This is a genomic window from Microbacterium aoyamense (genome assembly GCF_023155855.1).
Taxonomy (GTDB): Bacteria; Actinomycetota; Actinomycetes; order Actinomycetales; family Microbacteriaceae; genus Microbacterium; species Microbacterium aoyamense.
This window is the reverse complement of record NZ_JAKNUT010000001.1, coordinates 1,118,392-1,141,635: the sequence shown is the minus strand read 5'-3', so window position 1 is coordinate 1,141,635 and position 23,244 is coordinate 1,118,392. Positions and strand designations below refer to the sequence as shown.

Sequence of the window (23,244 nt, the reverse complement as noted above, 5' to 3'; positions counted from 1 at the left end):
CGGGTCTACCGTGGTGACGTGACGACGGCGTCGGAAGACGGAGGGGCGATGGATGCCGCAGCCCGCGCGGAGTTGGCCGCCCTCCGTCGACGCGCGTACGCCGCGGACGCCGACATCGCGAACGACCCGCGCGCCCTCGCGCGACTCGTCGAGCTGGAGGAACTCGCGCGCGCCGTTCCGGCGCATGCCGCGCCGGAGGACGGCGACGCCGCGAGCAGTGACGCAGCGCTGACCGCCGCGGGCCTTCCCCGCGCGGCGCAGGTCACGGCATCCATCCGTCCCTCGAAGCGGCGCGGCTGGCACCTGGCGCTCATCGCGCTGACGGGAGCCTGCGCGTTCGTCCTCGGTGCGACCGCGTGGGCGCAGATGCGCACGACGCAGACGGCGGGTTCCGGGCCCCCGCTCGATGCCGTCGCGGCCGAGGCGCTCGCGATCGCCACCGACCCGGAGGGAGTGGTCCTGCACACCCTCCGGCTGGATGGCGCCGCCGCGGCGTACATGGATCCCGACTCGGCGTCACCGCCCGCCTTCCCGATCGATCAACCGAGGTGGCAATCGGCGCTGGGCGAGTACTACGGACTCGACCTGTGGATCACCGGGACGCTGAGCGTCAGCCCGACGATCGAGAGCGACGAGACACTCTGCCTGGTGGTCTCAGGCGCCGACGAGACGAAGTCCCGCTGCGCGACGCGCGACGCGTGGGAGCAGGGCGCACTCCTCCTCCCCGTGCCCTTCGCCGACCTCGCCGACGACGAGCGTCCTGCGCAGATGAGCGACGACGAGAGTCTCGCCTTCTGGTGGACGGACGACGACAGCATCAGGGTGGTGCTCGGCCGCATCGACTGAGGGACTAACGTTCTCGTCGTGGTACCCGTCGACAACCTGCTCGCCTTCACGCTGGCGGCGCTCGTGCTCATCGTGATCCCCGGCCCGTCCGTGCTGTTCACGATCGGTCGCGCGCTCGCACTCGGACGCACGGGCGGCCTGCTCAGCGTGCTCGGCAATGCGTGCGGTCTCCTCCCGATCATCGTGCTCGTCGCGCTCGGGGTGGGCGGCATCGTCGCGCAGTCCGTCGTCCTGTTCACGATCGTCAAGATCGCCGGTGCCGCCTACTTGGCCTTCCTCGGCGTTCAGGCGATTCGTCATCGGAAGGATGCCGCGCGCGCCGCGACGGCCGACACCCTTCCGCGCTCGCACTGGCGCCAGCTCGGCGAGGGCTTCGTCGTCGGCGTCACCAACCCCAAGACGATCGCGTTCTTCGTCGCCGTGCTGCCGCAGTTCGTCGATCTGTCGGCGGGGGCGGTGCCGCTCCAGATGATCGAGCTCGGGCTCGTCTTCTTCGTCCTCGCCCTCGTCTCGGACGGCGCGTGGGCGCTCGCGGCCGCCGGCGCGAGGTCGTGGTTCGGCAAGTCCCCCAAACGCATCGAGGCACTCACCGCGACGGGCGGAGGGCTCATGATCGGGCTCGGCGGCATCCTCCTGTTCACCGGCGGCGCGAAGCACTGACGGCTTCGGCGGGAGAATGGATGCATGGCATCCCTCTCACGCATCGTGTTCATCGACGTCGACGGAACCATCCTCGAACACGGGTCGCGCGTCGCCGCCTCGACGGTCGACGCGATCCAGACGGCGAGAGCGGCCGGTCATCGGGTGCTCCTGTGCACGGGACGTGCACAGGGCGACATCGACCCCGCGGTGCTCGCGATCGGCTTCGACGGCGCGGTCACGAACGGCGGTGTCACGGCCTACGTCGGCGACGAGCTCGTCGTGTCGCGGCTTCTCACCCCGGCATCCGTCGATCGTCTCGTCACAGCGATGCAGGATCTCGGCATCCACTACTTCCTCCAGACCGACGACGAGGTCTTCGCGACGGCCGGGATGACGGCACTCGTGCGGGAGTGGGTCCGTGCACTGCAAGCGGACGACGACGCCCGTGGCGTGACCCGGCCCGAGAACTCGCTCGCGGGCCTTGCGACGCGCACCTACCGTGACGTGACGTTCGCACCGGAGGATGCGATCGCGAAGGCCGTTTTCGTGAGCCTCGAGGATGACGGGCTCGAGCGCCTGCAGGTCGCGGTGGGCGACGAGTTCCACATCGTGCCGGGCAGCATCCCCCTCCCCGGTGGATCCAACGGCGAGGTCTGCCTGCTCGGCACGAACAAGGGCACTGCGATCGAACTGGTGCTCGCGCACCTCGGCGAGGACCCGCAGGACGTCATCGGCATCGGCGACAGCTGGAACGACGTCGAGATGTTCGAGGTGTGCGGCACGAGTGTCGCGATGGGCAACGCCGAGCCCGAGCTCAAGGCCCTCGCGGACTTCGTCACGACGAGCGTCGCCGACGACGGCGTGTGGAACGCCTTCGTCCGGCTGGGTCTGATCGAGGGATGACTCAGGCGGGCTGCGCGCCGAGGTTCGCGAGGTTGCCGTCGGGGTCCCTCACCTGGGCGACCCGCTCGCCCCACGGCATATCCGTGGGCGCCTGGACCGAGATGCCGCCGGCCGCGAGCCACGCATCGTGCGCGGCATCCACATCGTCGACGTAGAACCACAGCGCGACGCGATCGCCCTCGGTCGGGGCATCCGGCACCCGGCCGATGCCGAGCGCCTCCTTCCCGAACGCGAGCGAGACGTAGTCGTCCTCGTCGCCACTCGCGAAGCGGTACTCGACCGTCGCCCCGAGCGCATTCTCGTAGAACGCGACCAGCCTCGGCAGATCGCGCGAGTTGAGGATGGGGAAGAGACTCCGCACGCCCATGGGGCCAGGCTACGCGCCCGGCGGGTTCGCCGAAACCGATCATCCTCGTCGAACCACATGCCCGCCAGTTCGGGTTCGACGAGAATGCTCGGTCTCGACCGAGATCTACAAGAAGATGTCGGGGAAGAGCTCGGAGTCGGGCGTGCCGGGCACGGCCGCGTATCCGGAGAAGTCGGTGACGCCGGATGCCTCGAGCACGTCCTCGACGATGAGGGTCTGTCCGGTGTACGAGCTCGACGGCTGCAGGAAGATCTCATAGGCGGCGTCGGCGTAGATCTCGGGCGTGCGGCTCACCTTCATCATGGTGTCGCCGCCGAGGGCGAACTGCACGGCCGCCGTCGCGATCGTCGTCCGCGGCCACAGCGTGTTCGCCGCGATCCCGCGACGCGCGAACTCCGACGCCATGCCGAGCGTCGCCATCGTCATTCCGTACTTCGCCATCGTGTAGCCGGTGTGCGCGCCGAGCCACTTCGGGTCGAGGTTGAGCGGCGGCGAGAGCGACAGGATGTGCGGGTTCTCGGCGTCCTTGAGGATGGGCGCCGCCGCCCTCGAGAGCATGAACGTGCCGCGCACATTGACGTCCTGCATCAGGTCGTACTTCTTCGCGGGCAGGTCCAACGAGCGCGAGAGATCGATGACGGATGCGTTGTTGACGACGATGTCGATGCCGCCGAACTCACCCTGGGTCTTGAGCACGGCCTCGGTGATGTCGTCGTCGTTGCGCACGTCGCCGACGATGCCGAGCGCATTGCCGCCCGCAGCCCGGATCGCTTCGGCCGCCGAATGCACGGTGCCCTCGAGCTTGGGGTGCGGCGAGTCGGTCTTGGCCATGATCGCGATGTTGGCGCCATCGCGGGCCGCGCGCAGCGCGATCGCGAGGCCGATGCCGCGGCTGCCGCCCGACATGAGGATGGTCTTGCCGGCGAGCGTCATGAGTTCTCCTTCTTCTTCGCCGCGGCGCGCTCGGCGGCGCGCATCGCGAAGGCCATGATGCGGGTCTTGGCATCGGTGGTGTCGAATCGGGCGCCGATCGACCGCGCCTCGTCGTCGAGGTTGTCGGCGAACGACCGGCCCACGCCCGTGCGCACGAGGCGCTTCGCCTGCCCGAAGGCTGCGGTCGAGTTCTCGAGCCAGAACCGCGCGACCTCGGCAGTGCGGTCCGCGACGGCATCCGGAGCCACGACCTCGGTCACGAGACCCCAGTCCAGCGCGGTCGCCGCGTCGATCGTCGTGTCCTGCAGCAGCAGCTGCAGCGCGCGCCGCTGGCCGATCGCGGCCGGCAGGAGGGTCGAGACGCCGAGATCGGGCGTGAGCCCGATGTTGGCGTAGCGGCTCACGAACTTCGCGGCGTCGGACGACACGATGTAGTCAGCCGTGAGCATGAGCCCGAGCCCGCCGCCCGCGACGGCGCCCTGAACGGCGGCGACGATCGGCTTATCGGACTCGACGAACGTGCGGATACCGTCATGGATGACATGCGCCGCGCCCGTGACGTCCATGCCCGCGGCACCCGAAGAGCCCATCGCGATGACGTCGCCGCCCGCGCAGAACGCCGGGCCGACGGCATCCAGGATCACGGCGCCGACGCTGTCGTCGGACGTGACGTCGTGCGCGATGTCACGCCAGCGGGCACCCATCTCGAAGTCCATCGCGTTGAGGGACGCAGGACGGTGGAACGTCACGCGGGCGAGGCCCGACTCGATCGAAAGGAGGATGCTGTCGGTCACTTCGGTGCCATTCTGATCGCGCCGTCGAGGCGGATGGTCTCGCCGTTGAGATAGCCGTTGTCGACGATCGAGAGCACGAGGCGCGCGTACTCATCGGGCCGGCCGAGGCGGGCGGGGTAGGGGACCTGCTGGCCGAGGGAGTCCTGCGCCTCCTGCGGAAGGCCCATGAGCATGGGCGTTTCCATGATGCCGGGAGCGATCGTGAGCACGCGGATGCCGAAGCGCGCGAGCTCGCGAGCGATCGGCAGCGTCATGGCGTGCACGCCGCCCTTGCTCGCCGCATAGGCGGGCTGGCCGATCTGCCCGTCGAACGCGGCGACCGACGCGGTGTTGACGATGACGCCGCGGTCCCCGCCCTCTGCCGGACCGGTGCGCGCCATGACGGCGGCGGCCTGGCTGATGACGTTGTACGTGCCGATGAGGTTGATGCGGATGATCTTCTCGAACGGCGCAAGAGGATTCGGGTTGCCCTCGCGGTCGAGGACCTTCGCCGGCGGGGCGATGCCGGCGCAGTTCACCACGACGCGCAGCGGCCCGTCCTCGGCGGCCGAAGCCACGGCGGCGGCGACCTGCTCGGGGTCGGTGACGTCGGCGGGGGCGAAGCGCGCACCGAGTTCGGCGGCGACGTCGGGGCCGGGCGACGAGGGAAGATCGACGATGGTGACCTTGGCGCCGGCGTCGGTCAGGCGCTTCACGGTCGCCAGACCGAGCCCGCTCGCGCCGCCGGTCACAAGTGCTGAGGTGCCCGTGAGCTCCATGGGTTCTCCTTCGAACGGCCCGCGCCGACATCGAGCTGCATCGCGGGATCGCATCCCAGCTTACGCAGGACGCAGTGTCACGGAGAACCCGGTCACTGGCACGCGACGGCGTCACGTGGGAGCATCGCGTCATGAGCGCGATCTCAGGAAGCATCCGCAAGATCGACGACGCGCCGCACCTCGTGCTCACGAGGCAGCTCGACGTCTCGGTCCACGACGCGTGGCGCGACCTGACGGAGTCGGCCCGTCTCGAGCGCTGGATCGGCCGGTGGGAAGGCGATCCGCAGACCGGTTCGGTGACGTTCTTCATGACTGCGGAGGGCGAGGACATCCCCGGCGAGGCGTACGCGATCGAGACCTGCGAGCCTCCGCGACGCTTCGCGGGCACGACCGCGAGCGGCTGGCACCTCTGGTTCGAGCTCGCCGCATCGGACGGCAAGACGACTCTCGCTTTCGGTCACCGGCTCAACCCGACCGACGACGTCGGCTCGATCGGTCCAGGCTGGGAGTACTACCTCGACCGGCTCGTCTGCGCGCAGGCCGGCGTCGACTGCGGCTCGATCGTGTGGGACGACTACTACCCGGCCCTGCAAGGCGAGTACGAGCGGCTCGTCGCCGCCGACTGACGGCAGGTCGTCCGGCGGGAGCGCGAGCCGTCGCGAACGGCCGTCGCAACCGCGCCGAAGCGGCCGAATGCGACGGCTCGCGAGGACGGGGTCCGTCACAGGCCGAGGATGAAGCGCCAGGTTCCGGCGAGGACCGCGGCGAGGACGGATGCCGCGGCGATCGCCGCCGCGAGGGCGACGAGCCCGGCATCCGGCCAGCGCAGCACCGACCGCCGCGCCCACGTCCGCACGACGGGCGCGTCGAAGCCTCGCGCCTCCATCGCGGTCGCGAGCTTCGTGCCGCGCCGGATCGCGAGCACGAACAGCGCGAACGCCTGACCTGCGAAGCGGCGCAGGCGCCCGGCATCCGCCACCCCTCGCGCGCGGCGCGCGAGCGACAGCTCACGCCAGTCGTCGATGAGCAGCCCGACGAGCCGCAGACCCGCCAGCGCACCGACCACGAAGCGTGCGGGCAGCCGGACGATCTGCGCCAGACCGTCGGCGAGATCGGTCGGGTCGGTCGTGACGAACAGGATGATGCTCGGCAGCGCGATCGCGAGCACACGCAGGAAGATCGCCAGCGCCAGGTCGATGGATCCCTCGCTGATGCGCAGGAGACCCCACTCGACGTACACCTCTCCGGCCGAGCGCCCGTAGAGCACGGTCGCGCCCGCGGCGATGAGCGCGCCGACCGCGATCGGCCACACCCGCAGCCAGAGCGCGCGCGCCGGGATCTCGGCGAAGGGGAGCAGCAGCAGAGTGAGGCCGAGCGTGACGCCTGCCGACACGGGATCGATCGACAGCAGAAGGGTGACCGAGAGGATGCCGGCGGCCGCGAGCTTCGCGACGGGGTTCCTGCGGCCGAGACGGGTGTGGCGGAGGTCCAGGTCGACGAGACTCACAGCGCGACCTCGTGATCGGCGAGCGCCTCGACGAGCTCGCGGTCATGCGAGACGAAGAGGACGCCCGTGCCCTGCGCGCGCACGTCGTCGATGAGCGCCGCGAGCTCGCGCCACGTGCGGGCGTCCTGCCCGTACGTCGGCTCGTCGAGCACCAGGACGCGCGGCCGTGTCGCCAGTGCCGCCGCGACCGTGAGGCGACGCTTCTCGCCGCCCGACAGCGTGAACGGGTTGACGGCCACGAGATGCGTCAGCCGCAGGCGCTCGAGGAGCGGATCGACGCGCTCCGCCATCTGTGCGGCGTCGAGCCCCAGCGCGCGTGGTCCGACGGCGAGCTCGTCGCGCACGCGGGAGGTCAGCAGCTGATGCTCCGGCGCCTGGAACACCGTGCCGATGCGGGTGAGCAGCTCGCGTGACCGCCAGCGCGCGGGCGCGGGATGAAGCCCGACGCGCAGCTCGTCGGTCGCGGCGAGGTCGCCCGCGACCGGCTCGAGCAAACCTGCGAGCGTCAGCGCGAGGGTCGACTTGCCCGCGCCGTTCGGCCCCGTGACGGCGAGCGCGCGCCCCGCGCGCACGTCGAGGGAGATCCCGGATGCCGCGGGCACCGCCGTCTTCGCGCCGAACGCCCGTCGGCCCACGCCGAGGTCGCGGGCACCGAGGAGCAGATCGCCCGATCCGGTCCGATCCGCGGCGGCGAACGCCGGCGGAACGCCCGGCACCCACACGCCGGCAGCGGTCAGTTCGCGCTCGTGACTCGCGAAGACCGCGTCGGGCGCGCCGTCGGCGAGCACGCCCGTCTCGCCGAGCACGATGACCCGGTCGACGTGGTCCGCCCACAGCGACACCCGGTGCTCGACGACGACCAGGGTCGCGCCGGTCTGCGCAGCCGCGCGGATGACGGCATCCCGGACCTCCTCCGCTCCCTCGGGATCGAGGTTCGCCGTCGGTTCGTCCAGCAGCAGCAGGCGGGGCTGCATCGCGAGCACGCCGGCCAGGGCGAGACGCTGCTTCTGCCCGCCCGACAGGCGCGTGGTGGGGTGATCCCGCGTGAAGGGCAGGCCGACGGCATCCATCGCCCGATCCACACGCCGCCAGATCTCGTCGCGTGCGACGCCCAGGTTCTCGCACGCGAACGCGATGTCATCGCCGACGCGCGCCAGGATCACCTGCGCGTCGGGGTCCTGCAGCACGAGCCCTGCGACGCCGCGGAGGGATGCCGCGGCCGCGCCGTCGATCGTCAGCTCGCCCGCGGCTTCGCCGTCCTCGGCATCGCCCAGCACGCCCGCGAGTCCGCGGAGCACCGTGCTCTTGCCCGACCCGCTCGCACCCAGCAGGAGCACGCGCTGGCCCGCCTGCAGGTCGAGGTCGAGGTGCGACACCGCCCAGCGGCGCCGGCCCGCGTGCCGCCATCCCCACCCGCGCGCGACGACGCGCGCGCCGCTCACGCGGCGTCGGCGGGCTCTGCCTCGCGCGATCGCGCCTCGCGCCCTGCGGCGAAGCGATCGAGGGCACCCGTCGCGGCGAGCGCGCGCACGACGACCCACGAGAGGAGTCCGGCGATGAGGATGCCCGACACGACCGCCGAGACGAAGTAGACCGCCCGCGCTTCGGCGGACAGCGCCGCCACCGACGAGAAGTTCGTGTCGAGGAGCGCGACCGCGACGCCCGCGAACGCACCCGAGACGAGGGCGGCGACGAGGCGCCAGTTCGCGTACGCGAAGACGGCGAAGCCGAGTTCTGCGGCGAGTCCCTGCACGACTCCCCATACGAGCGTCAGGAACGCCCACTGCGTGCCGAGCGCCATCGAGACGACCGCCGCGACGACCTCGGCGTAGAGCGCCGCGCCCGGCTTGCGCACGACGAGTCCGCCCAGCACGCCCGCGAACAGCCAGCCGCCCGCGAGGAGTCCGGACAGCCCCGGGGTGAACGACAGCGCCGTGTCGAGGCCCGGCCAGGCGAGCCCCCACAGCCAGAACAGGACGCCGGAGGCGACACCGATGACGCTGGCGACGACGATGTCGACGACGCGCCAGCGGAAACGGCTGGTGGTGATGGATGCGGACGTGGACGTGTGCATCGGATGCTCCCTCCCTGCGCCGGCATGATCCGGATCAGGTTCGACGGTCGAAGCGTGGATCGCTTCCTCTCAGCCCGGCTCACCGGACTCCCGTGGTTGTGGCCATGAGTATAGCGTTCGGCGGGGTACCGTAGGCGGGTGACCTCGGAAGATCCCCCCGCTCGATCGCGGCGCGCACTCCGCAGCGCGGGCGCGCCCGGTGAGGTCACGGGCGAGACGGCGACCCTCGCCGCGGAGGAGAAGCCCGCGCACCCGCCGATCACGAAGCCGCCGTACGTCTCGTCCCGCGCACCGCGATCCCCGATCCCGGAAGCTGCGGACGCGGTGGGCGGCACGTCATCCGTCTCCACGGCGCCGCCGGTTCCCGCCGCTCCCGCGTTGCCGGATGCTTCCGCCGCCGTGAATGCGCCGGCCCAGCCCGCGGCGCCGGACGCTCCGGTGACCCCCGACGGTTCCACGACACCGGCGCCACCCGCGCCGATCGCGCCGCCGGCCCTCACGTGGGTCACCGAAGCCTCCCTCCGCCGCTCCCCCGCGTCGCTCACGGACGGCACGAAGCCCGAGGCGGAGGCACCCGACCTGCTCGAGCGGCGCCCCCGTCGCTCGCCGTTCCGACCGAGCGTCGTCGTTCCGACGGTGCTCGTCGCCGGCGTCCTCGGGGTCTATGCGGCCGGCGCTCTGCTGTGGCCGCTGCACGAGGTCGCCCCGTCCGTCGAGGCGATGGCGGTGCAGCCGGTTCCCGCCGCGGCCGCGGCTCCGGCGTGGCCGGCGCAGGGCAGCGCCTCCCTATCGGTCGCCGGCATCCCCGGCAGCCTTGCGACGACCGGCGACCTGCAGCCCATGGCGAGCATCACGAAGGTCGTGACCGCCCTCGTCGTTCTCGAGGAGATGCCGCTCGCGGCGGGTGAGCAGGGTCCTGAGTTCCGGTTCTCGTACAGCGACCGCGCGCGCTACTGGTCGTATCGCGACAACGGCGAATCCGCACTCGACGTGCCCGTCGGCGGATCCCTCACCGAGTTCCAGATGCTCCAGGGCATGCTCATCGGTTCGGCGAACAACTACGCGGATCGGCTCGCCGGCAACCTCTGGCCGACCGACGCCGTTTTCGCCGCTGCCGCGAACAGCTGGCTGCGCTCCCACGGCATCGACGGTGTCACGGTCGTCGAGCCGACCGGGATGGATCCCGGCAACGTCGCGACCCCCGAAGCGCTACTCGCGCTGGGACAGAAGGCACTCGCGAACCCCGTCATCGCCGGCATCGTCGCGACGCCGGCCGTCGAGCTGCCCGGAGCCGGACTCGTGCAGAATTCCAACGGGCTCCTCGCGGACCCCGGCGTGCTCGGCATCAAGACCGGCACGCTCGTCGGCTACAACCTGCTCTCCGCGAAGGACATCACGATCGGCGAAACGGTCGTCCGCGCTTACGCATCGGTACTCATCCAGCCCGACGATGCGACGCGGGTCGCGGCATCCCGAGCCCTCTACACCCAGCTCGAAGCCGAACTGCAGCCCGTACCGTCGGTGACCGCCGGCACCTCGGTGGGTCGCGTGACGACCGAGTGGGGTCAGGACGTGCCGATCGTGACGACGACGGATGCGTCGGTGATCCTCTGGAACGGCGGATCCGGAACGGCCGAGACCACCTTCTCGCTCGGCGACGCGCGCGCGAAGGGCGCCGAGGTCGGGAGCCTCACCGTCACGGGACCGCTGGACCGGACGACGGTGGATCTGCAGCTCGGCGAGGACATCGAGCCGCCGAGCGCGTGGTGGCGACTCACCCACCCGCTCGCACTCCTCGGACTCGACTGACCCTCGACGGTGTCGGCGCCCGGTGCTAGACCGGTGCCATGCCCACTTCGAACCACATCGATCTCGTCGAACTGCGCGCCGACGGCGCCGACGCCGTGCGCGCGGCCCGTGACTTCTACACCGCCGCGTTCGGCTGGGAGTTCACGAGCTACGGTCCCGAATACGTCGACACCTCGGGCAGCGGCACGGTCCTCGCCGTCAACGGCACCACCGGCGACGCCACTCTCCAGGCGGCGCCCCTCGCAGTGCTGTATGTCGCGGATCTCGAAGCCGCGCGTGACGCCGTCGTCGCGTCTGGCGGGAGCATCCGGCACGACATCTACGGCTTCCCGGGCGGCCGTCGGTTCCACTTCGTCGATCCGGCGGGCAACGAGCTCGCGGCGTGGTCGGAGGATCCGGATGCCGCGTAGCGGCGGCTAAGCGAACCGCACGGTCTGCTGCAGGCGCGTGCGAACGTCGAACGACTCGTTGCCCCCGACCGCGCGTACCCCCGTGACGCCGCGCCGCAGCACCGTCGACAACGCGCTGCGCGAGACCACCGCGACGGGTGTGCCGCGCACCTTGCCGAGCTCGGTGATGGGCTGATCGACGTCGTCGTCGGGGAGGACGACGATCGCGCCACCGAAGCGCACGCCGGCGGCGCGGGCGACGACGCGCATGCGCGCGAGCAGGCCGGCGATGGGCGCTTCGCGCACCCCGTCGCCGATGACCTCACCGCGGCGGAACCGCACCGGCCCGCCGAAGTCCTCCGAGAGGACTCCGTAGAGGCCGCTCGGGCCGAGCACGATGTGGTCGATCTTGGCGTCGGGATCACCGCTGCGCCCGCTCGCCTCGACGTCGTGCCACACGGTGTAGCCCATCCCGAGGTCGCCGACGATGCGCGCGGTGGCCTCTTCCGCCAGCGCATCCGCGAGAAGTCTGCGCACGTGATGGGGCGCGGATCGTACGAGCGCCGGATCGTAGGGATCCTCCAGCGTCGCGCCGCGGCCGACCCACTCGCGCATGAGCGTCAGGTAGCGCTCGCGTCGCCAGCCACCCGGCTGACCGTGCGAACGGGCCCGCGGGCGGGTGTCCGCGGTCGCGCGCGCCGGGCGCCACACGGGGGCGTCCGGCGAGAACGCCGGTGCGCCGAAGCCGTGACCGCGGTCGTAGGCGGCCCGGGCCGCAGGCTCTCCGACCAGTTCCCACGCGCGCTGGACCTGGATGAACACCGCCGCGTCGCCGCCTGTGTCGGGGTGCGTCTGCCGCAGCCGGAGGCGGTAGGCCCTGCGGAGCGTCTCGTCGTCGGCGGATGCCTCGACCCCGAGCACTTCGTAGGCCGACGCCGAGAGCGGACTGTCGAACACGGAACTCCCCTCACATCCACGCGCCGGCGCGAGCCCGCGAACCACACCATCCTCGCCGAACCAGAGGCAACGGTAGCCGGTCTCGACGGGAATGTTCTGGTTGACGGCCGGATCCGGGGCGTCACTGCTTCTCGTTGCGACGCGCGTACGCGGCGGCGCTGCGGCTCGACAGCGCGAGCAGCAGCAGGATGTCGATGCTCAGCGAGACGAACGTCGTCTCGATCTTGATCTCCTGCCCCTGCACCCACCACGTGAAGAACGACGAGCTGATCGAGAGGACCGTCACGACCATCATGAACATGCGCGCCCAGTTGCGACCGCGGTAGACGAAGACAGCCAGGAGCAGGTCGATCAGTAGCACGATGCCACCGATCGCCAGCACGACCCAGAGGCCGTAGTGCGCGACGTCGGACGAGGGATCCCACCCGTCCGCGATGAGATCGGGGTCCTGGAGGAGAGCGGTCCAGTTGTTCGCGAGGGCGATCAGCACGAGGACCCCGGCACCGACGCGCAGCAGGACGAGAAGGCACGCGACCGTGGTCGTCGCGGGGCGCGGCATCCTCGGGTCGTACCCGGTCGGGGCCAGCAGCCGCTCCGCCGGCTCGAACGCCGCGCGCTTCTCCGGCCGTGAGGTCATGAGGCCGTCTCCGCCAGCGCGCGTACATCGACGACCGGCAGGTCTCCATCGGTCGTGATGCTGTCTCCGCCCCCGTTGCGCGCGTGGTAGCCGGTGGAGAAGTCGGCGATGACGTCCACGGTCACCCGGGTATCGGCATCCGTCACGGTCGCGACGATGTGATCACGCTCGATGTCGGTGTCGGCGTCGATCTTGTGCGTCACCTGCAGTGTGAACAGCGACAGGCCCACGCGCGTATCGAAGGTGCCGGCTGCGAGCCAGTCGACGCGACGCCCGCCGGGAAGCAGCCAATCGTCGGGGCACTTCCAGAACCGCACGTGGTGGCGCTGCGCGGGGTTGCCGTCCACCTCCTGCTGGTACGCGAAGTCCTGCTGACGACCGAAGAGGAAGAGCGGGCTCACGGGCGCCTCGTGATAGCTGCGCTTCGTGATCGTCGACGTGATGATCCGCCACGAGGAGCGCAGCGTGACGGGGTCGGCTTTCGTCCAGCCCGCTTCGCGCAGCGACTGCTCGATCTGCGCACCCTCGCCGAGGAACGCGAGATTGATGGGATCGCCGAGCAGGCCGTCGCTCGTGCGCGCGCGACCGATGAAGTAGTCGGGCACGTAGATCGTCGTGAGGATGCGGTGCAGCCGAGGCAGGACGAGGTACGCGAGCAGCACCCAGAACGCGATCGCGAACGGGATGCCCCACCACCCGACCTGGAACGTCTCGGTGAAGCTGAGGTAGGCGAGCCAGATGGCGGCGAGCCCCGCGAAGACGAAGAAGAACCAGTCGACGGCGACGCCCATCGAGTACGCCCTGCGGCGCTCGGTCTTCGCGGGCGCGCTCATCACCAGAGCGGAGCGGAAGGGGCGTAGGCGAGGGCGGTCTCGGCGACGTCGGGTGCGAGATCGGCGATCGAGGCCGGACGCCACTTCGGAGACCGGTCCTTGTCGATGAGCTGCGCCCGGATGCCCTCGATCAGGTCGGGCTGCGTGTGCGCGAACCACAGGACGAGGCCGTATTCCTGTGCGAGGGCGGCCCGAAGGTCGGGCAGTTCGCGCGCCCGCCGGACGGCGGCGAGGGTCACCGCGAGCCCCGTCGGCGAGAGCTCCTCGAGCAGATCGGCGGTGGCGGATGCCTCGGCCTCGGGCCGCGCGCGCAGCCGTTCGACGATTCCGGCGACGGTGTCGGCGGCGAAGGCGTCGTCGATCCACGCGCGCGCCGCGACGAGGCGGGACGGCGGTGGTGTCTCGTCGAAGAGCAGCACGATCTCGGTCGGGCTCGTCGGGTCGGCGCGCGTCTCGAGGGCCTCGCGCACCGCGTCGAGGTGCTCGCTGGGCACGAAGTAGTCGGCGAAGCCGGTGTAGATCGCGTCCGAGGCATCCATCGTCGATCCCGTCAGCCCGAAGAACTCTCCGAGCCGACCCGGCGAGCGCGCGAGCAGCCACGTCCCGCCCACGTCGGGAGTGAAGCCGATGCGGGTCTCGGGCATGGCGAGCTTCGACCGCTCGGTCACGACCCGGATCGCCGCGTGACCCGCCAGGCCGATGCCCCCGCCCATCGTGATGCCGTCGGCGAGCGCGACGATGGGCGTCGAGTACTCCGCGATGCGGGCGTTGAGGGCGTACTCGGCGCGGAAGAACGTCGCCGTGGCGCCCGGATCGCCTGAAGAGATCTGCTCGGCGAGACCGCGCACGTCACCGCCCGCGCAGAAGCCGCGATCCCCCGCTCCGTCGAGGACCACGACATCGACGTCGGTGTCGGTCTGCCAGCGATCCAGCGTGTCGGCGATCGAGCGGATCATGCCGAGATCCAGCGCATTGATCGCGCGTGGGCGATTGAGGGTGATGTGCCCGAGGCTCCCCTGCACGCGGGAGAGAACGGTGGATTCCGGGGCGTCGCTCACGAGGGACAGGCTACCGGCAGCCCTCGAGCGAAGTGCCGCGCGAGGATATTTCCCGCACGCGGGGGGCGATTTCCGCAAAGATAGCGAGAACGGCTTCCGACGACGAGAGGGTGCGGCATGCCCGAAGGACAGGTGCTGGAGTTCTCCGGCGTGACCAAGCGCTTCGGCGCCGTCGCGGCGGTGTCGGACTTCACGGCGCGCGTCGAGCCCGGACGCGTCACCGGCTTCCTCGGCCCCAACGGCGCCGGCAAGACGACGAGCCTGCGGATCCTGCTCGGCCTCGTGCGCCCCACGAGCGGGCGGGCGACCATCGGCGGCGTGCCGTACGCGAAGCTCCCGCAGCCCCTTCAGACGGTCGGTGCGGTGCTCGAGGCATCCAGCTTCCACCCCGGCCGCACCGCGGCCAATCACCTGCGCGTCTACGCGAGGGCCGCGAGGATCTCGGACGCCCGCGTCGACGAAGTGCTCGGCCTGGTCGGATTGTCGGATGCCGCGGGCCGCAAGGTCGGCGGGTTCTCACTCGGCATGCGGCAGCGCCTCGGCCTCGCGTACGCGCTGCTGGGCGACCCGGGCGTGCTCGTGCTCGACGAGCCCGCGAACGGCCTCGATCCCGAGGGCATCCGCTGGATGCGCGGATTCCTGCGCCAGCTCGCGCGCGAGGGCCGCACGGTTCTGATCTCGTCGCACCTGCTGACCGAAGTGCAGCAGACGGTGGACGCGCTCCTGATCGTCTCGCAGGGGCGACTCGTCTTCCAGGGCGGGCTCGACGAGCTCGCCGATCCGACCGAGTACGCGACGGTGGTGGATGCTCCGGACCGGGCGTCCCTCGCGGATGCTCTGACGAGTGCCGACGTGCCGTTCGAAGTGCTCCGCTCGGGTGTGACGGTGCGCAACCTGACGCCCGCCGAGGTCGGCGTGATCACCGCGGACGCCGGCGTCGCGCTGTCGTCACTGCAGCGCAGGGGGCCCGCCCTCGAAGAGGTCTTCCTCGAGCTCGTGAGCGGCGCGCGCGTCCACGCGAGCGCGTCGGGAGCCATGGCTCCCGTGGGGGTGCCGATCGTGGAGGACGCGATGCCCGACCCGGTGGTCGAGGACGTTCCCGAACCGGCCTCGCCCGAAGAGGCCGCGTCGGTCGCCGAGGAGCTCGAAGTCGAGGCGACGGGCGGTCCGACGGGAGCGGGAGCACCCGAAGCAGCCGTCGCCGGGGCAGCCTTCGCGACATCGACGTCCGGCGAGACCGTCGCGACGGGCACCATCCCCGTCGCCGAAGCGCAGCCGATCGATCTCGAGGCACCCCACGCGTTCGCCGTCGCGGCGACGGGCGTGATCGACGTCGTACCGGTCGCGAGCGAGGCGGAGGACGAGGCGACGGATGCCGCGGCTCCTGTCGACTCGGAGCCCCTTCCCGAGGGGCTCGCCGCCGACGCTGTCTTCCCCGAAGCGGATCCCGTCGCGCCGGTCGACGCAGACCCCGATGTCGAGGCTCTCGGCGAGGTCGATCAAGAGCTCGAGAACGCCGAAGCCGGCACCGACGAACGCCCCTTCGACACGTACGACAAGACGACCTCGGACGTCGACGCGGACGCGTTCTTCTCGTCCTTCGACACGACGAAGGACGAGAAGCCGCCGACCGCTGACGAGCAGGAGACCGCCGAAGCGACGGAGGAGTTCGGCTCGCTGGTCGACCAGGACTCGGAATGGGCGGAACCCGCCGATCACCGCGACGAGAACGAGGGAGGTGAGCAGCGATGAGCCTCGCCGCCGCGACCCGATCCGAGGTCACGAAGCAGTTCACGACGTCGATGTGGTGGATCCTCGCGATCGTCCTCGTCGCCTACGTCGGCTTCACCGCTTCCGTGCTGGGCTTCGTGTTCGCCGCCTCGGCGACCGGTGCCCTCGGCGACGCCGGACCGCAGTTCCCGTCCGACGGCATCGCCGGCACGCTGTACAGTGCGGCGACCTCCGTCGGGTACGTGTTCCCCCTCCTCATCGGGACGCTGCTGGTGACGGGCGAGTTCCGCCACAAGACGCTCACACCGACGTTCCTGGCCACTCCCCGGCGCGGAACCGTGCTGTGGGCGAAGATCCTCTGCGGGGTCGTGGTCGGCGTGCTCTTCGGTGTCATCGGGATCGTCGCGTCCGTCGGCCCCGCCGCCGGCTTCGTCTCGGGGTACGGGCTCGACACCGAGCTGACGTCGCCCGACACGTGGGCGCTGCTCGGACGGATGCTGCTCGCCTACGTCCTGTGGGTGCTGATCGGCATCGGCGTCGGCGCCCTCGTGCGCAATCAGGTCGGCGCGATCGTCGGCGTGCTCGTGTTCACGCAGTTCCTCGAGCCGGTCGCTCGGGCCGCGGCATCCTTCGTCGAAGGCCTCTCCGACGCCACGCGCTTCCTCCCCGGCGCCGCGAGCGACATCCTCGTCGGTGCGAGCGTCTTCTCGGTCAGCCCGAGCGGCGAGAGCGGCGACGCACTCGAATGGTGGGTCGGCGGGGCCGTTCTCCTCGGCTACGCCGTCGTGTTCCTCGTGATCGGCTACCTCGCGAGCTGGCGCCGCGACGTCAGCTGAGTCAGACGGCAGGAGCCGCGGTCCGCGCCTTGCGCGTCCGCGGCTTCTTCGCGGTCGGCGGCGCCGACTCGGCGGCGAGCTCGACGACGTCGGCGGCAGCGCCTGCGACGTCGAGCTGCAGGGCCTGGACGAGTTCGAGGCCGTGACGCGTCGTGAGTACGATCCGCTGGAACTCGGGATGCCCGTCGAGGTCGATCACGACGGCCGGCCGGTGCCTGCGGATGATCGCGAAGTCGGTCGCCCCGGTCGAGCGCCACGTCCCCATCGCGAGGACGCCGGGGATGTGGGTGCCCGGCGAGCGCACGCCCCGGAGCCACGTCCAGGCATCGTCCGTCAGCTGCACCTTCGCGATCGTCGATCGCTCGATGGCAACATTCCCCTTGCGGAATGCGAGAGCCTTCTCGGACCCCGAGAGCACGACCTCGAGCTGCGTCGAATCGAGCAGCAAGGTCACCATGCCCCCCAGTCTGCCAGCGACGGTCGTCCGTCCGCTGGCGTTTTGCTTACAGTGGGGCAACGATCGGTCGGGCCCTGCGCACGGATGCGGTGCAAGACTGGTTCGGTGACCCTGCTCGATCCGGCACCCCTCGACACCACGTCCGCGCTCGGTCGCGCGGCCGATGGCGCGCGGCTCGACGTCAACGACGCCGAAGCGCTCCTGGGCGCGACGGGTGCGGACTTCGATCGCCTTCTCGAGATCGCGGGGGCGATGCGGGATGCCGGGGGCGAGGCATCCGGTCGTCCCGGAGTCATCACCTACTCGCGCAAGGTCTTCATCCCCCTCACGACGCTGTGCCGCGACCGGTGCCACTACTGCATCTTCGTCGACACTCCGGGTCAGCTCCTCAAGAAGCAGAAGCCCGTCTACATGAGCGCGGAGCAGGTGCTCGCGGTCGCCCGCCAGGGCGCGGCACTCGGGTGCAAGGAGGCGCTCCTCACCCTCGGCGACCGGCCCGAGGACCGCTGGCCCGAGGCGCGGGCCTGGCTCGACGAGCACGGCTACGCATCCACCCTCGACTACGTCGGCGCGATGGCGCGGCTGATCACGGCCGAGACCGGACTGCTCGCGCACCTCAACCCCGGCGTCATGTCGGCGGACGAACTCAGGATGCTGCGGCCCACCGCCCCGTCGATGGGCATGATGCTCGAGACGACGTCGCGGCGCCTGTTCGAAGAGCCCGGGCAGGTCCACTACGGCTCGCCCGACAAGGACCCGGCGCTGCGCCTCGCGGTCATCGAAGACGCCGGGCGTGAGCGGGTGCCGTTCACGACGGGCATCCTCGTCGGCATCGGCGAGACGCTCCGCGACCGGGCCGAGTCGCTCGTGGCGCTGCGCGAGGCGCACGAGCGCCACGGGCATGTGCAAGAGGTCATCGTGCAGAACTTCCGGGCGAAGCCGCGGACGGCGATGCAGGGCGCACCCGATGCCGAGTGGCTCGAGTACGTCGCGGCGGTCGCCGTCGCGAGGCTCGTGATGGGTCCGCTCATGCGCATCCAGGTGCCGCCGAACCTTTCGGATCCCGCGGAGTTCGAGCTTCTCGTGCGGGCGGGGGCCGACGACTGGGGCGGGGTCTCCCCTCTCACCGCCGACCACGTCAACCCCGAGCGTCCGTGGCCGCACATCGACGAGCTGGCCGAGCGCACCGCCGAGCTCGGGTATCGGCTCGAGGAGCGACTGACCGCGCACCCCCCGTACCTTCGCGAGCCCGAGGTCTGGCTGGATGCCGAGATGCTCGCTCCCGTCGCGGCGCTCATGGATCCCGAGACCGGCTGGGCGCTGTCGTCGCCGAGCCCACATGTTTCCCCCGAGCCCACACGATCCGGCACGCAGAACCTCGTGGGTTCGGCGAAAGTCGGTGGGTCGGGCGCACCGGGCGCCGTGAAGCGCACCGCGGAGGCCGCGGCATCGGATCCCCTCGCGCTCGATGACGCGGAATGGATCGCGCTGCTCGAAGCGACCGGCGACGACCTCGACGTACTGACCGCGACGGCGGACGACGTGCGGCGGTACACCGTCGGCGAGGCGGTCACGCTCGCCGTCAACCGCAACCTCACCTCGAGCGGCTTCCGGCGCGAGGGGTCCGACGAGCCCGACGAGTTCGACCTCGACGACGCCGCGGCGATCGCCGCGGATGCGTGGAGCCTCGGTGCGACGGAGCTGTGCGTGCAGGGTCTGCTCCCGACGACGCAGGACCCGACCGCATACCTCGAGATCGCGCGCGCGGCGAAGGCGGGGGCTCCGGGCATCCATCTGCACGCCTACCGCCCCCAGGACGTGCGCGACCTCGACGAACGCGGCGGTCTCGGGCTCGAGGGCGCACTGATCGCGCTGCGCGAAGCCGGCGTCGACACCGTCCCGGGCACGGGGGTCAAGGTGCTGAGCGAACGCGTGCGTGCGCTCGTCGCGCCAGGCGACCTCGAGATCGACGCGTGGATCGAGGGCATCACGGCGGCGCATCGCGCGGGCTTCCGCTCGACGAGCGTGCTGTTCTACGGGCACGTCGAGACGGCGGCCGAGCGCATCTCGCACCTACGCGGTCTGCGGGCGATCCAGTCCGAGACGGGCGGGTTCACGGAGTTCGTGCCGATCCCCCTTCCCGGCCCCGCGGGCGGGGTGCCGCTGGTCCCGGGTCGTGTGCCGATCGACGAGCACCGCGCGATGGTCGCCGTCTCACGCCTCGCGCTGAGCGGCAGCATCCCGCACGTTCAGATCCCGTGGACGCGGGTCGGCCGCGACGCGGCGGGCGTGCTGCTCACGGCGGGCGGCGACGACCTCGGCGGCACCCTCCTCGACGGACGCGTCAAGCCGCAGGCCGGTATCGAGTACGGTCTCGAGCTGCCGATGCGGGATGCCGCGGCCATCGTCGCGCGGCTCTTCCGGCCCTTCCGGCTGCGCACGACCGACTACCGCACGCCGGCGCCGCGCCTCGGGGGGGACTCGTGACGCGCGTCGAGGTGGCGATCGTCGGCGCGGGGTTCGCGGGACTCGGCATGGCGATGGCGCTGCGCCGCGCGGGTGTCGACTCCTTCGTCGTGCTCGAACGCGCTGCCTCGGTCGGCGGCACGTGGCGCGACAACGTATATCCGGGCGTCGCGTGCGACGTGCCGAGCCACCTGTACGGGTTCGCGGATCATCCCAACCCCGACTGGTCGGCGCTCTACGCGCCGGGCGGCGAGATCCGCGCGTATCTCGAACGCGTCGCGGCGGTCGAGGACATCGTCCCGCTCTCCGGCACGCCCATGCTGGGTGCGGAGTGGGATGCCACGGCGGACCTCTGGCGCGTGCGGACGGGCGGCGCGCACCACGGCGAGATCGAGGCCGACGCGCTCGTGCTCGCATGCGGGCGGCTCACCGAGCCGTCGATCCCCGACATCCCGGGACTCGAGACGTTCCCCGGGCCGCTCTTCCATTCGGCGCGCTGGGATGCCTCAGCCGACCTCGCGGGCGCGCGCGTCGCGGTCGTCGGCACCGGCGCCTCGGCCGTGCAGCTCGTCCCCGAACTCGCCCGCATCGCCGAGGTGACGCTCTTCCAGCGCACGCCCGCATGGATCGTCCCGCGGGGCGCGCACGCGTACTCGGACGCCGACCGCGCGAGCTTCGCCGCCGATCCGGCGACGCTCGCGGCGCTGCGGTCGGAGCTCGATGCCGAAGGCGAGGCGCGGTTCGCGTCGCGGTCAGGGGATCCGGATGCCGCGGCCGCCGCAGCATCCATCGCCACCGCCCATCTCGAGTCGCAGGTCGGCGACCCCGCACTGCGGGCGGCGCTGACGCCGGACTACGCGTTCGGGTGCAAGCGCGTGCTGCTGTCGGACGAGTTCTACCCCGCCGTCGCATCGGACCGCGTCCGCCTCGCTCCCGCGCTCGCAGCCGTCGATGGGCGCACGCTCACGGCGAGCGACGGTTCGCGCCACGACGTCGACGCACTCGTCCTCGCGACCGGTTTCGCCTCGACGCAGCAGCCCTACGCCGACCTGGTCGTCGGCGAAGACGGCACCCTCGCCGACCACTGGTCGGAGGGCATGACGTCGTTCGGGTCGACCGTCGTCGCGGGCTTCCCCAATCTGTTCGTGCTCAACGGACCGAATGCGTCGCTCGGCCACACGTCGTCGGTCCTGATGCTCGAGGAGCAGGCCGCGTACGCCGCGCGCGCCATCGCGTCGCGGGACGCCGTCCTGCGCGTCGATCCGTCGGCCGAGCAGGCGTACACCGACGAGATCGACCGGGCAGCGGCATCCACCCCCTGGATCTCGGGCGGATGCCGCAACTGGTACGTCGACGACCGGTCCGGCCGCCTGACACTGCTGTGGCCCGGCACGGTCGCGGCGTTCCGCGCGCGCCTGGCCGCCGCCGACGGCTCGGAATTCCTCCCCGCTCCCATCAAGAGAGGCACGTCATGACTCTTCCCCTGCGCCTGGGCTACAAGGCTTCCGCCGAGCAGTTCGGCCCAACCGAGCTCGTCGATCTGGCGGTCCTCGCCGAGGAGATGGGCTTCGACTCGGTCTTCATCTCGGACCACTTCCAGCCGTGGATGCACGAGGGCGGCCACGCTCCCGCAGCCCTTCCCGTGCTCGGCGCGATGGGTGCCCGCACGTCGCGCGTGCTGCTGGGCACCTCGGTGCTCACGCCGACGTTCCGCTACCACCCCGCCGTGATCGCGCAGGCGTTCGCGACGCTCGGCGTGATGTATCCGAACCGCGTGATCCTGGGCGTCGGCACCGGTGAAGCACTCAACGAGGTGACCCTCGGGCTCGACTGGCCCGACCCGCCCGAGCGGTTCCAGCGACTCAAAGAGGCGATCACGCTCATCGAGGAGCTGTGGGCCGACGAGCGCGTCACGTTCGACGGGAACTTCTACTCGGTGAAGGATGCCACGGTCTACGACCGCCCGTCGGCGGACGCGAAGGTGCCGATCTACATCGGCGCGGCCGGTCCGGCAGCGACCCGGCTCGCAGGGCGCATCGCGGACGGCTTCATCACGACGAGCGGCAAGCCCCGCGAGCTCTATACCGAGACCCTGCTCCCGGCTCTGAAGGAGGGACTCGAGAAGGAGGACCGCGACGACGACTCGATCGACACGCTCATCGAGGTCAAGGTCTCGTACCACCCCGATCGCGACGTCGCGCTCGAGAAGACGCGTTTCTGGGCACCGCTGGCGCTGTCGGCCGACGAGAAGATGGGCATCCACGATCCGATCGAGATGCAGCGCCGCGCCGCCGAGCTGCCGATCGAGCGTGCCGCGTCGCGCTTCATCGTGTCGACGGACCCCGAAGAGCACGTCGAGAAGATCGCGGCGTACGTCGACATGGGATTCCGCCACCTCGTGTTCCACGACCCGGGCCACGACCAGGAGGAGTTCCTGCGCATGTACGGCGCCGAGATCCTCCCGCGTCTGCGCGCGCGCTTCGGCGCGTGACCGCTCGCTGGACCGTCGTCGTGCCGGTCAAACCGGCTGATCGGGGCAAGTCGCGGCTCGAAGTGCCCGGTGTCGACCGCGTACTGCTCGCGCGGGCGATCGCGCTCGACACGATCGCGGCGGCCGCGCAGATCGCTGACGTCGTCGTCGTGGGGGACGACGGGGGGCTCGTGCTGCAGGCGCTCGACATCCCGGGTCTGCGATTCGTGCCCGAGGACGAGCCGGCGGGACTGGACGCCGCCGTCGCGGTCGGGATGCGTGGCATCACCGGACACCGAGCGGCGCTGCTGGGCGACCTGCCGGCCCTTCGACCTGCCGATCTGGCTGCGGCATTGTCGCTCGCGGAGACGCACGATCGCGCCGTCGTCGCGGACGCCGAGGGCACCGGTTCGACGCTCGTGACGGCCCGGCCGGACGTGCCGTGGCAGTCGTCGTTCGGCGATGGGTCGTTCGCGCGGCACGTGACGCTGGGGTGCGTGGCGCTGCAGATTCCGGATGCCTCGACCCTCCGTCGCGACGTCGACACCTACGATCAGCTGCTCGAGGCCCGCGATCTCGGGCTGGGCCCACGCACGGCCGCGCTGGTGTGACCGCCCCCGGCGATCGAGTAGCGAGCATCCGCTGCTCCACCCCCGGCGGGAGCTTCGCGGTCTCCGTCAATTCGACATGGTTCGGAGCGAAACTAGCTTCTAGTCTTGGTTGAGAGTTGTTGCAGATTTGCCGCACAAATGTCGGAGGGTGACGAGATGATGGATG

The 23,244-nt window shown here is 71.1% G+C and carries 24 protein-coding genes and 1 riboswitch; of the genes, 12 read left to right on the top strand and 12 right to left on the bottom strand.

Annotation, left to right across the window (positions count from 1 at the left end):
• Positions 1-18 precede the first annotated feature (18 nt).
• From MA876_RS05890 to MA876_RS05880, 3 genes are read left to right on the top strand one after another with little or no spacing between them, the layout of a single operon-like run.
• Entirely contained in the window at positions 19-846 is an 828-nt protein-coding gene (locus MA876_RS05890; RefSeq protein WP_248146873.1) for a hypothetical protein, read from the top strand.
• An 18-nt stretch (positions 847-864) separates the two neighbouring features.
• Positions 865-1,506 (top strand): LysE family translocator, encoded by a 642-nt coding sequence (locus tag MA876_RS05885; protein WP_248146871.1) that lies wholly within the window; start codon positions 865-867, stop codon positions 1,504-1,506.
• A gap of 24 nt (positions 1,507-1,530) precedes the next feature.
• Positions 1,531-2,391: a Cof-type HAD-IIB family hydrolase gene (locus MA876_RS05880; protein ID WP_248146869.1), complete on the top strand. Its 861-nt coding sequence runs from the start codon at positions 1,531-1,533 to the stop codon at positions 2,389-2,391.
• Position 2,392: 1 nt separating this feature from the next.
• Here MA876_RS05880 and MA876_RS05875 read toward each other — a convergent pair whose 3' ends face one another.
• The 4 genes from MA876_RS05875 to MA876_RS05860 all read right to left on the bottom strand — a co-directional run bounded on the left by MA876_RS05875 (position 2,393) and on the right by MA876_RS05860 (position 5,243).
• Complete coding sequence (locus MA876_RS05875) at positions 2,393-2,758, bottom strand: VOC family protein (RefSeq protein WP_248146868.1); 366 nt, start codon at positions 2,756-2,758, stop codon at positions 2,393-2,395.
• A gap of 105 nt (positions 2,759-2,863) precedes the next feature.
• Positions 2,864-3,691, bottom strand: coding sequence for an SDR family oxidoreductase (locus MA876_RS05870; RefSeq protein ID WP_248146866.1), 828 nt, complete (start codon positions 3,689-3,691; stop codon positions 2,864-2,866).
• Entirely contained in the window at positions 3,688-4,485 is a 798-nt protein-coding gene (locus MA876_RS05865; protein ID WP_248146864.1) for an enoyl-CoA hydratase/isomerase family protein, read from the bottom strand. Before MA876_RS05865 ends, MA876_RS05870 begins: the two co-directional genes overlap by 4 nt.
• Positions 4,482-5,243, bottom strand: coding sequence for an SDR family NAD(P)-dependent oxidoreductase (locus MA876_RS05860; protein WP_248146863.1), 762 nt, complete (start codon positions 5,241-5,243; stop codon positions 4,482-4,484). Before MA876_RS05860 ends, MA876_RS05865 begins: the two co-directional genes overlap by 4 nt.
• A 131-nt stretch (positions 5,244-5,374) precedes the next feature.
• Here MA876_RS05860 and MA876_RS05855 point away from each other — a divergent pair, with 131 nt between their 5' ends.
• Positions 5,375-5,869 (top strand): SRPBCC domain-containing protein, encoded by a 495-nt coding sequence (locus MA876_RS05855; RefSeq protein ID WP_248146862.1) that lies wholly within the window; start codon positions 5,375-5,377, stop codon positions 5,867-5,869.
• A 95-nt stretch (positions 5,870-5,964) separates the two neighbouring features.
• Here the strand turns inward: MA876_RS05855 and MA876_RS05850 are convergent, their stop codons facing one another.
• The 3 genes from MA876_RS05850 to MA876_RS05840 all read right to left on the bottom strand — a co-directional run bounded on the left by MA876_RS05850 (position 5,965) and on the right by MA876_RS05840 (position 8,824).
• Entirely contained in the window at positions 5,965-6,750 is a 786-nt protein-coding gene (locus MA876_RS05850; RefSeq protein ID WP_248146861.1) for an energy-coupling factor transporter transmembrane component T family protein, read from the bottom strand.
• The gene (locus tag MA876_RS05845) at positions 6,747-8,192 is read right to left on the bottom strand and encodes an ABC transporter ATP-binding protein (protein ID WP_248146860.1); all 1,446 of its coding nucleotides are present in this window, start codon (positions 8,190-8,192) and stop codon (positions 6,747-6,749) included. The genes MA876_RS05850 and MA876_RS05845 overlap by 4 nt, the downstream gene beginning before the upstream one ends.
• Positions 8,189-8,824 (bottom strand): ECF transporter S component, encoded by a 636-nt coding sequence (locus MA876_RS05840; RefSeq protein WP_248146859.1) that lies wholly within the window; start codon positions 8,822-8,824, stop codon positions 8,189-8,191. The genes MA876_RS05845 and MA876_RS05840 overlap by 4 nt, the downstream gene beginning before the upstream one ends.
• Positions 8,819-8,928: riboswitch (TPP riboswitch) on the bottom strand. (Overlaps the previous gene by 6 nt.)
• A gap of 34 nt (positions 8,929-8,962) precedes the next feature.
• Between MA876_RS05840 and MA876_RS19270 the strand changes: the two genes are divergently transcribed.
• Entirely contained in the window at positions 8,963-10,633 is a 1,671-nt protein-coding gene (locus tag MA876_RS19270; RefSeq protein WP_248146858.1) for a D-alanyl-D-alanine carboxypeptidase family protein, read from the top strand.
• A gap of 38 nt (positions 10,634-10,671) precedes the next feature.
• Positions 10,672-11,043 carry a VOC family protein gene (locus MA876_RS05830; protein ID WP_248146856.1) on the top strand — a complete coding sequence of 124 codons (372 nt, stop codon included), beginning with the start codon at positions 10,672-10,674 and terminating at the stop codon, positions 11,041-11,043.
• Between the two features lie 6 nt (positions 11,044-11,049).
• On the opposite strand, the gene MA876_RS05825 is transcribed toward MA876_RS05830, so the two are convergent.
• The 4 genes from MA876_RS05825 to MA876_RS05810 form a co-directional block, all read right to left on the bottom strand.
• Positions 11,050-11,979 (bottom strand): nuclease-related domain-containing protein, encoded by a 930-nt coding sequence (locus MA876_RS05825; RefSeq protein WP_248146854.1) that lies wholly within the window; start codon positions 11,977-11,979, stop codon positions 11,050-11,052.
• A gap of 121 nt (positions 11,980-12,100) precedes the next feature.
• A complete protein-coding gene (locus tag MA876_RS05820; protein WP_248146852.1) occupies positions 12,101-12,616 on the bottom strand; it encodes a hypothetical protein in 516 nt (171 codons plus the stop codon).
• The gene (locus MA876_RS05815; RefSeq protein WP_248146850.1) at positions 12,613-13,449 is read right to left on the bottom strand and encodes an LssY C-terminal domain-containing protein; all 837 of its coding nucleotides are present in this window, start codon (positions 13,447-13,449) and stop codon (positions 12,613-12,615) included. Before MA876_RS05815 ends, MA876_RS05820 begins: the two co-directional genes overlap by 4 nt.
• Positions 13,449-14,507, bottom strand: a complete 1,059-nt coding sequence (locus tag MA876_RS05810; protein WP_248146848.1) for an enoyl-CoA hydratase/isomerase family protein — start codon at positions 14,505-14,507, stop codon at positions 13,449-13,451. The genes MA876_RS05815 and MA876_RS05810 overlap by 1 nt, the downstream gene beginning before the upstream one ends.
• Positions 14,508-14,624: 117 nt before the next feature.
• On the opposite strand from MA876_RS05810, the gene MA876_RS19265 reads away from it, so the two are divergent.
• Together MA876_RS19265 and MA876_RS05800 are read left to right on the top strand one after the other, a co-directional pair.
• Positions 14,625-16,259, top strand: a complete 1,635-nt coding sequence (locus MA876_RS19265) for an ABC transporter ATP-binding protein (RefSeq protein WP_308221640.1) — start codon at positions 14,625-14,627, stop codon at positions 16,257-16,259.
• Positions 16,256-17,074: an ABC-2 transporter permease gene (locus MA876_RS05800; protein ID WP_248146846.1), complete on the top strand. Its 819-nt coding sequence runs from the start codon at positions 16,256-16,258 to the stop codon at positions 17,072-17,074. The genes MA876_RS19265 and MA876_RS05800 overlap by 4 nt, the downstream gene beginning before the upstream one ends.
• A gap of 1 nt (position 17,075) precedes the next feature.
• On the opposite strand, the gene MA876_RS05795 is transcribed toward MA876_RS05800, so the two are convergent.
• Positions 17,076-17,531, bottom strand: a complete 456-nt coding sequence (locus MA876_RS05795; protein ID WP_248146844.1) for a hypothetical protein — start codon at positions 17,529-17,531, stop codon at positions 17,076-17,078.
• Between the two features lie 105 nt (positions 17,532-17,636).
• On the opposite strand from MA876_RS05795, the gene cofG reads away from it, so the two are divergent.
• The 4 genes from cofG to cofC are packed head-to-tail and all read left to right on the top strand — an operon-like array spanning position 17,637 to position 23,078.
• The gene (cofG, locus tag MA876_RS05790; RefSeq protein WP_248146842.1) at positions 17,637-20,018 is read left to right on the top strand and encodes a 7,8-didemethyl-8-hydroxy-5-deazariboflavin synthase CofG; all 2,382 of its coding nucleotides are present in this window, start codon (positions 17,637-17,639) and stop codon (positions 20,016-20,018) included.
• Positions 20,015-21,472: a flavin-containing monooxygenase gene (locus tag MA876_RS05785; RefSeq protein ID WP_248146840.1), complete on the top strand. Its 1,458-nt coding sequence runs from the start codon at positions 20,015-20,017 to the stop codon at positions 21,470-21,472. The genes cofG and MA876_RS05785 overlap by 4 nt, the downstream gene beginning before the upstream one ends.
• Positions 21,469-22,488, top strand: coding sequence for a glucose-6-phosphate dehydrogenase (coenzyme-F420) (fgd, locus tag MA876_RS05780; protein WP_248146838.1), 1,020 nt, complete (start codon positions 21,469-21,471; stop codon positions 22,486-22,488). Before MA876_RS05785 ends, fgd begins: the two co-directional genes overlap by 4 nt.
• Positions 22,485-23,078: a 2-phospho-L-lactate guanylyltransferase gene (cofC, locus tag MA876_RS05775; protein WP_248146836.1), complete on the top strand. Its 594-nt coding sequence runs from the start codon at positions 22,485-22,487 to the stop codon at positions 23,076-23,078. The genes fgd and cofC overlap by 4 nt, the downstream gene beginning before the upstream one ends.
• Positions 23,079-23,244 lie beyond the last annotated feature (166 nt).

Excerpts from the sequence above, each read along its gene's own strand:
- MA876_RS05880 (WP_248146869.1), top strand. The coding sequence starts at position 1,531 with ATGGCATCCCTCTCACGCATCGTGTTCATCGACGTCGACGGAACCATC.
- MA876_RS05875 (WP_248146868.1), bottom strand. The coding sequence starts at position 2,758 with ATGGGCGTGCGGAGTCTCTTCCCCATCCTCAACTCGCGCGATCTGCCG.
- MA876_RS05870 (WP_248146866.1), bottom strand. The coding sequence starts at position 3,691 with ATGACGCTCGCCGGCAAGACCATCCTCATGTCGGGCGGCAGCCGCGGC.
- MA876_RS05860 (WP_248146863.1), bottom strand. The coding sequence starts at position 5,243 with ATGGAGCTCACGGGCACCTCAGCACTTGTGACCGGCGGCGCGAGCGGG.
- MA876_RS05855 (WP_248146862.1), top strand. The coding sequence starts at position 5,375 with ATGAGCGCGATCTCAGGAAGCATCCGCAAGATCGACGACGCGCCGCAC.
- MA876_RS05840 (WP_248146859.1), bottom strand. The coding sequence starts at position 8,824 with ATGCACACGTCCACGTCCGCATCCATCACCACCAGCCGTTTCCGCTGG.
- MA876_RS05830 (WP_248146856.1), top strand. The coding sequence starts at position 10,672 with ATGCCCACTTCGAACCACATCGATCTCGTCGAACTGCGCGCCGACGGC.
- MA876_RS05820 (WP_248146852.1), bottom strand. The coding sequence starts at position 12,616 with ATGACCTCACGGCCGGAGAAGCGCGCGGCGTTCGAGCCGGCGGAGCGG.
- MA876_RS05815 (WP_248146850.1), bottom strand. The coding sequence starts at position 13,449 with ATGAGCGCGCCCGCGAAGACCGAGCGCCGCAGGGCGTACTCGATGGGC.
- MA876_RS19265 (WP_308221640.1), top strand. The coding sequence starts at position 14,625 with ATGCCCGAAGGACAGGTGCTGGAGTTCTCCGGCGTGACCAAGCGCTTC.
- MA876_RS05800 (WP_248146846.1), top strand. The coding sequence starts at position 16,256 with ATGAGCCTCGCCGCCGCGACCCGATCCGAGGTCACGAAGCAGTTCACG.
- MA876_RS05795 (WP_248146844.1), bottom strand. The coding sequence starts at position 17,531 with ATGGTGACCTTGCTGCTCGATTCGACGCAGCTCGAGGTCGTGCTCTCG.
- fgd (WP_248146838.1), top strand. The coding sequence starts at position 21,469 with ATGACTCTTCCCCTGCGCCTGGGCTACAAGGCTTCCGCCGAGCAGTTC.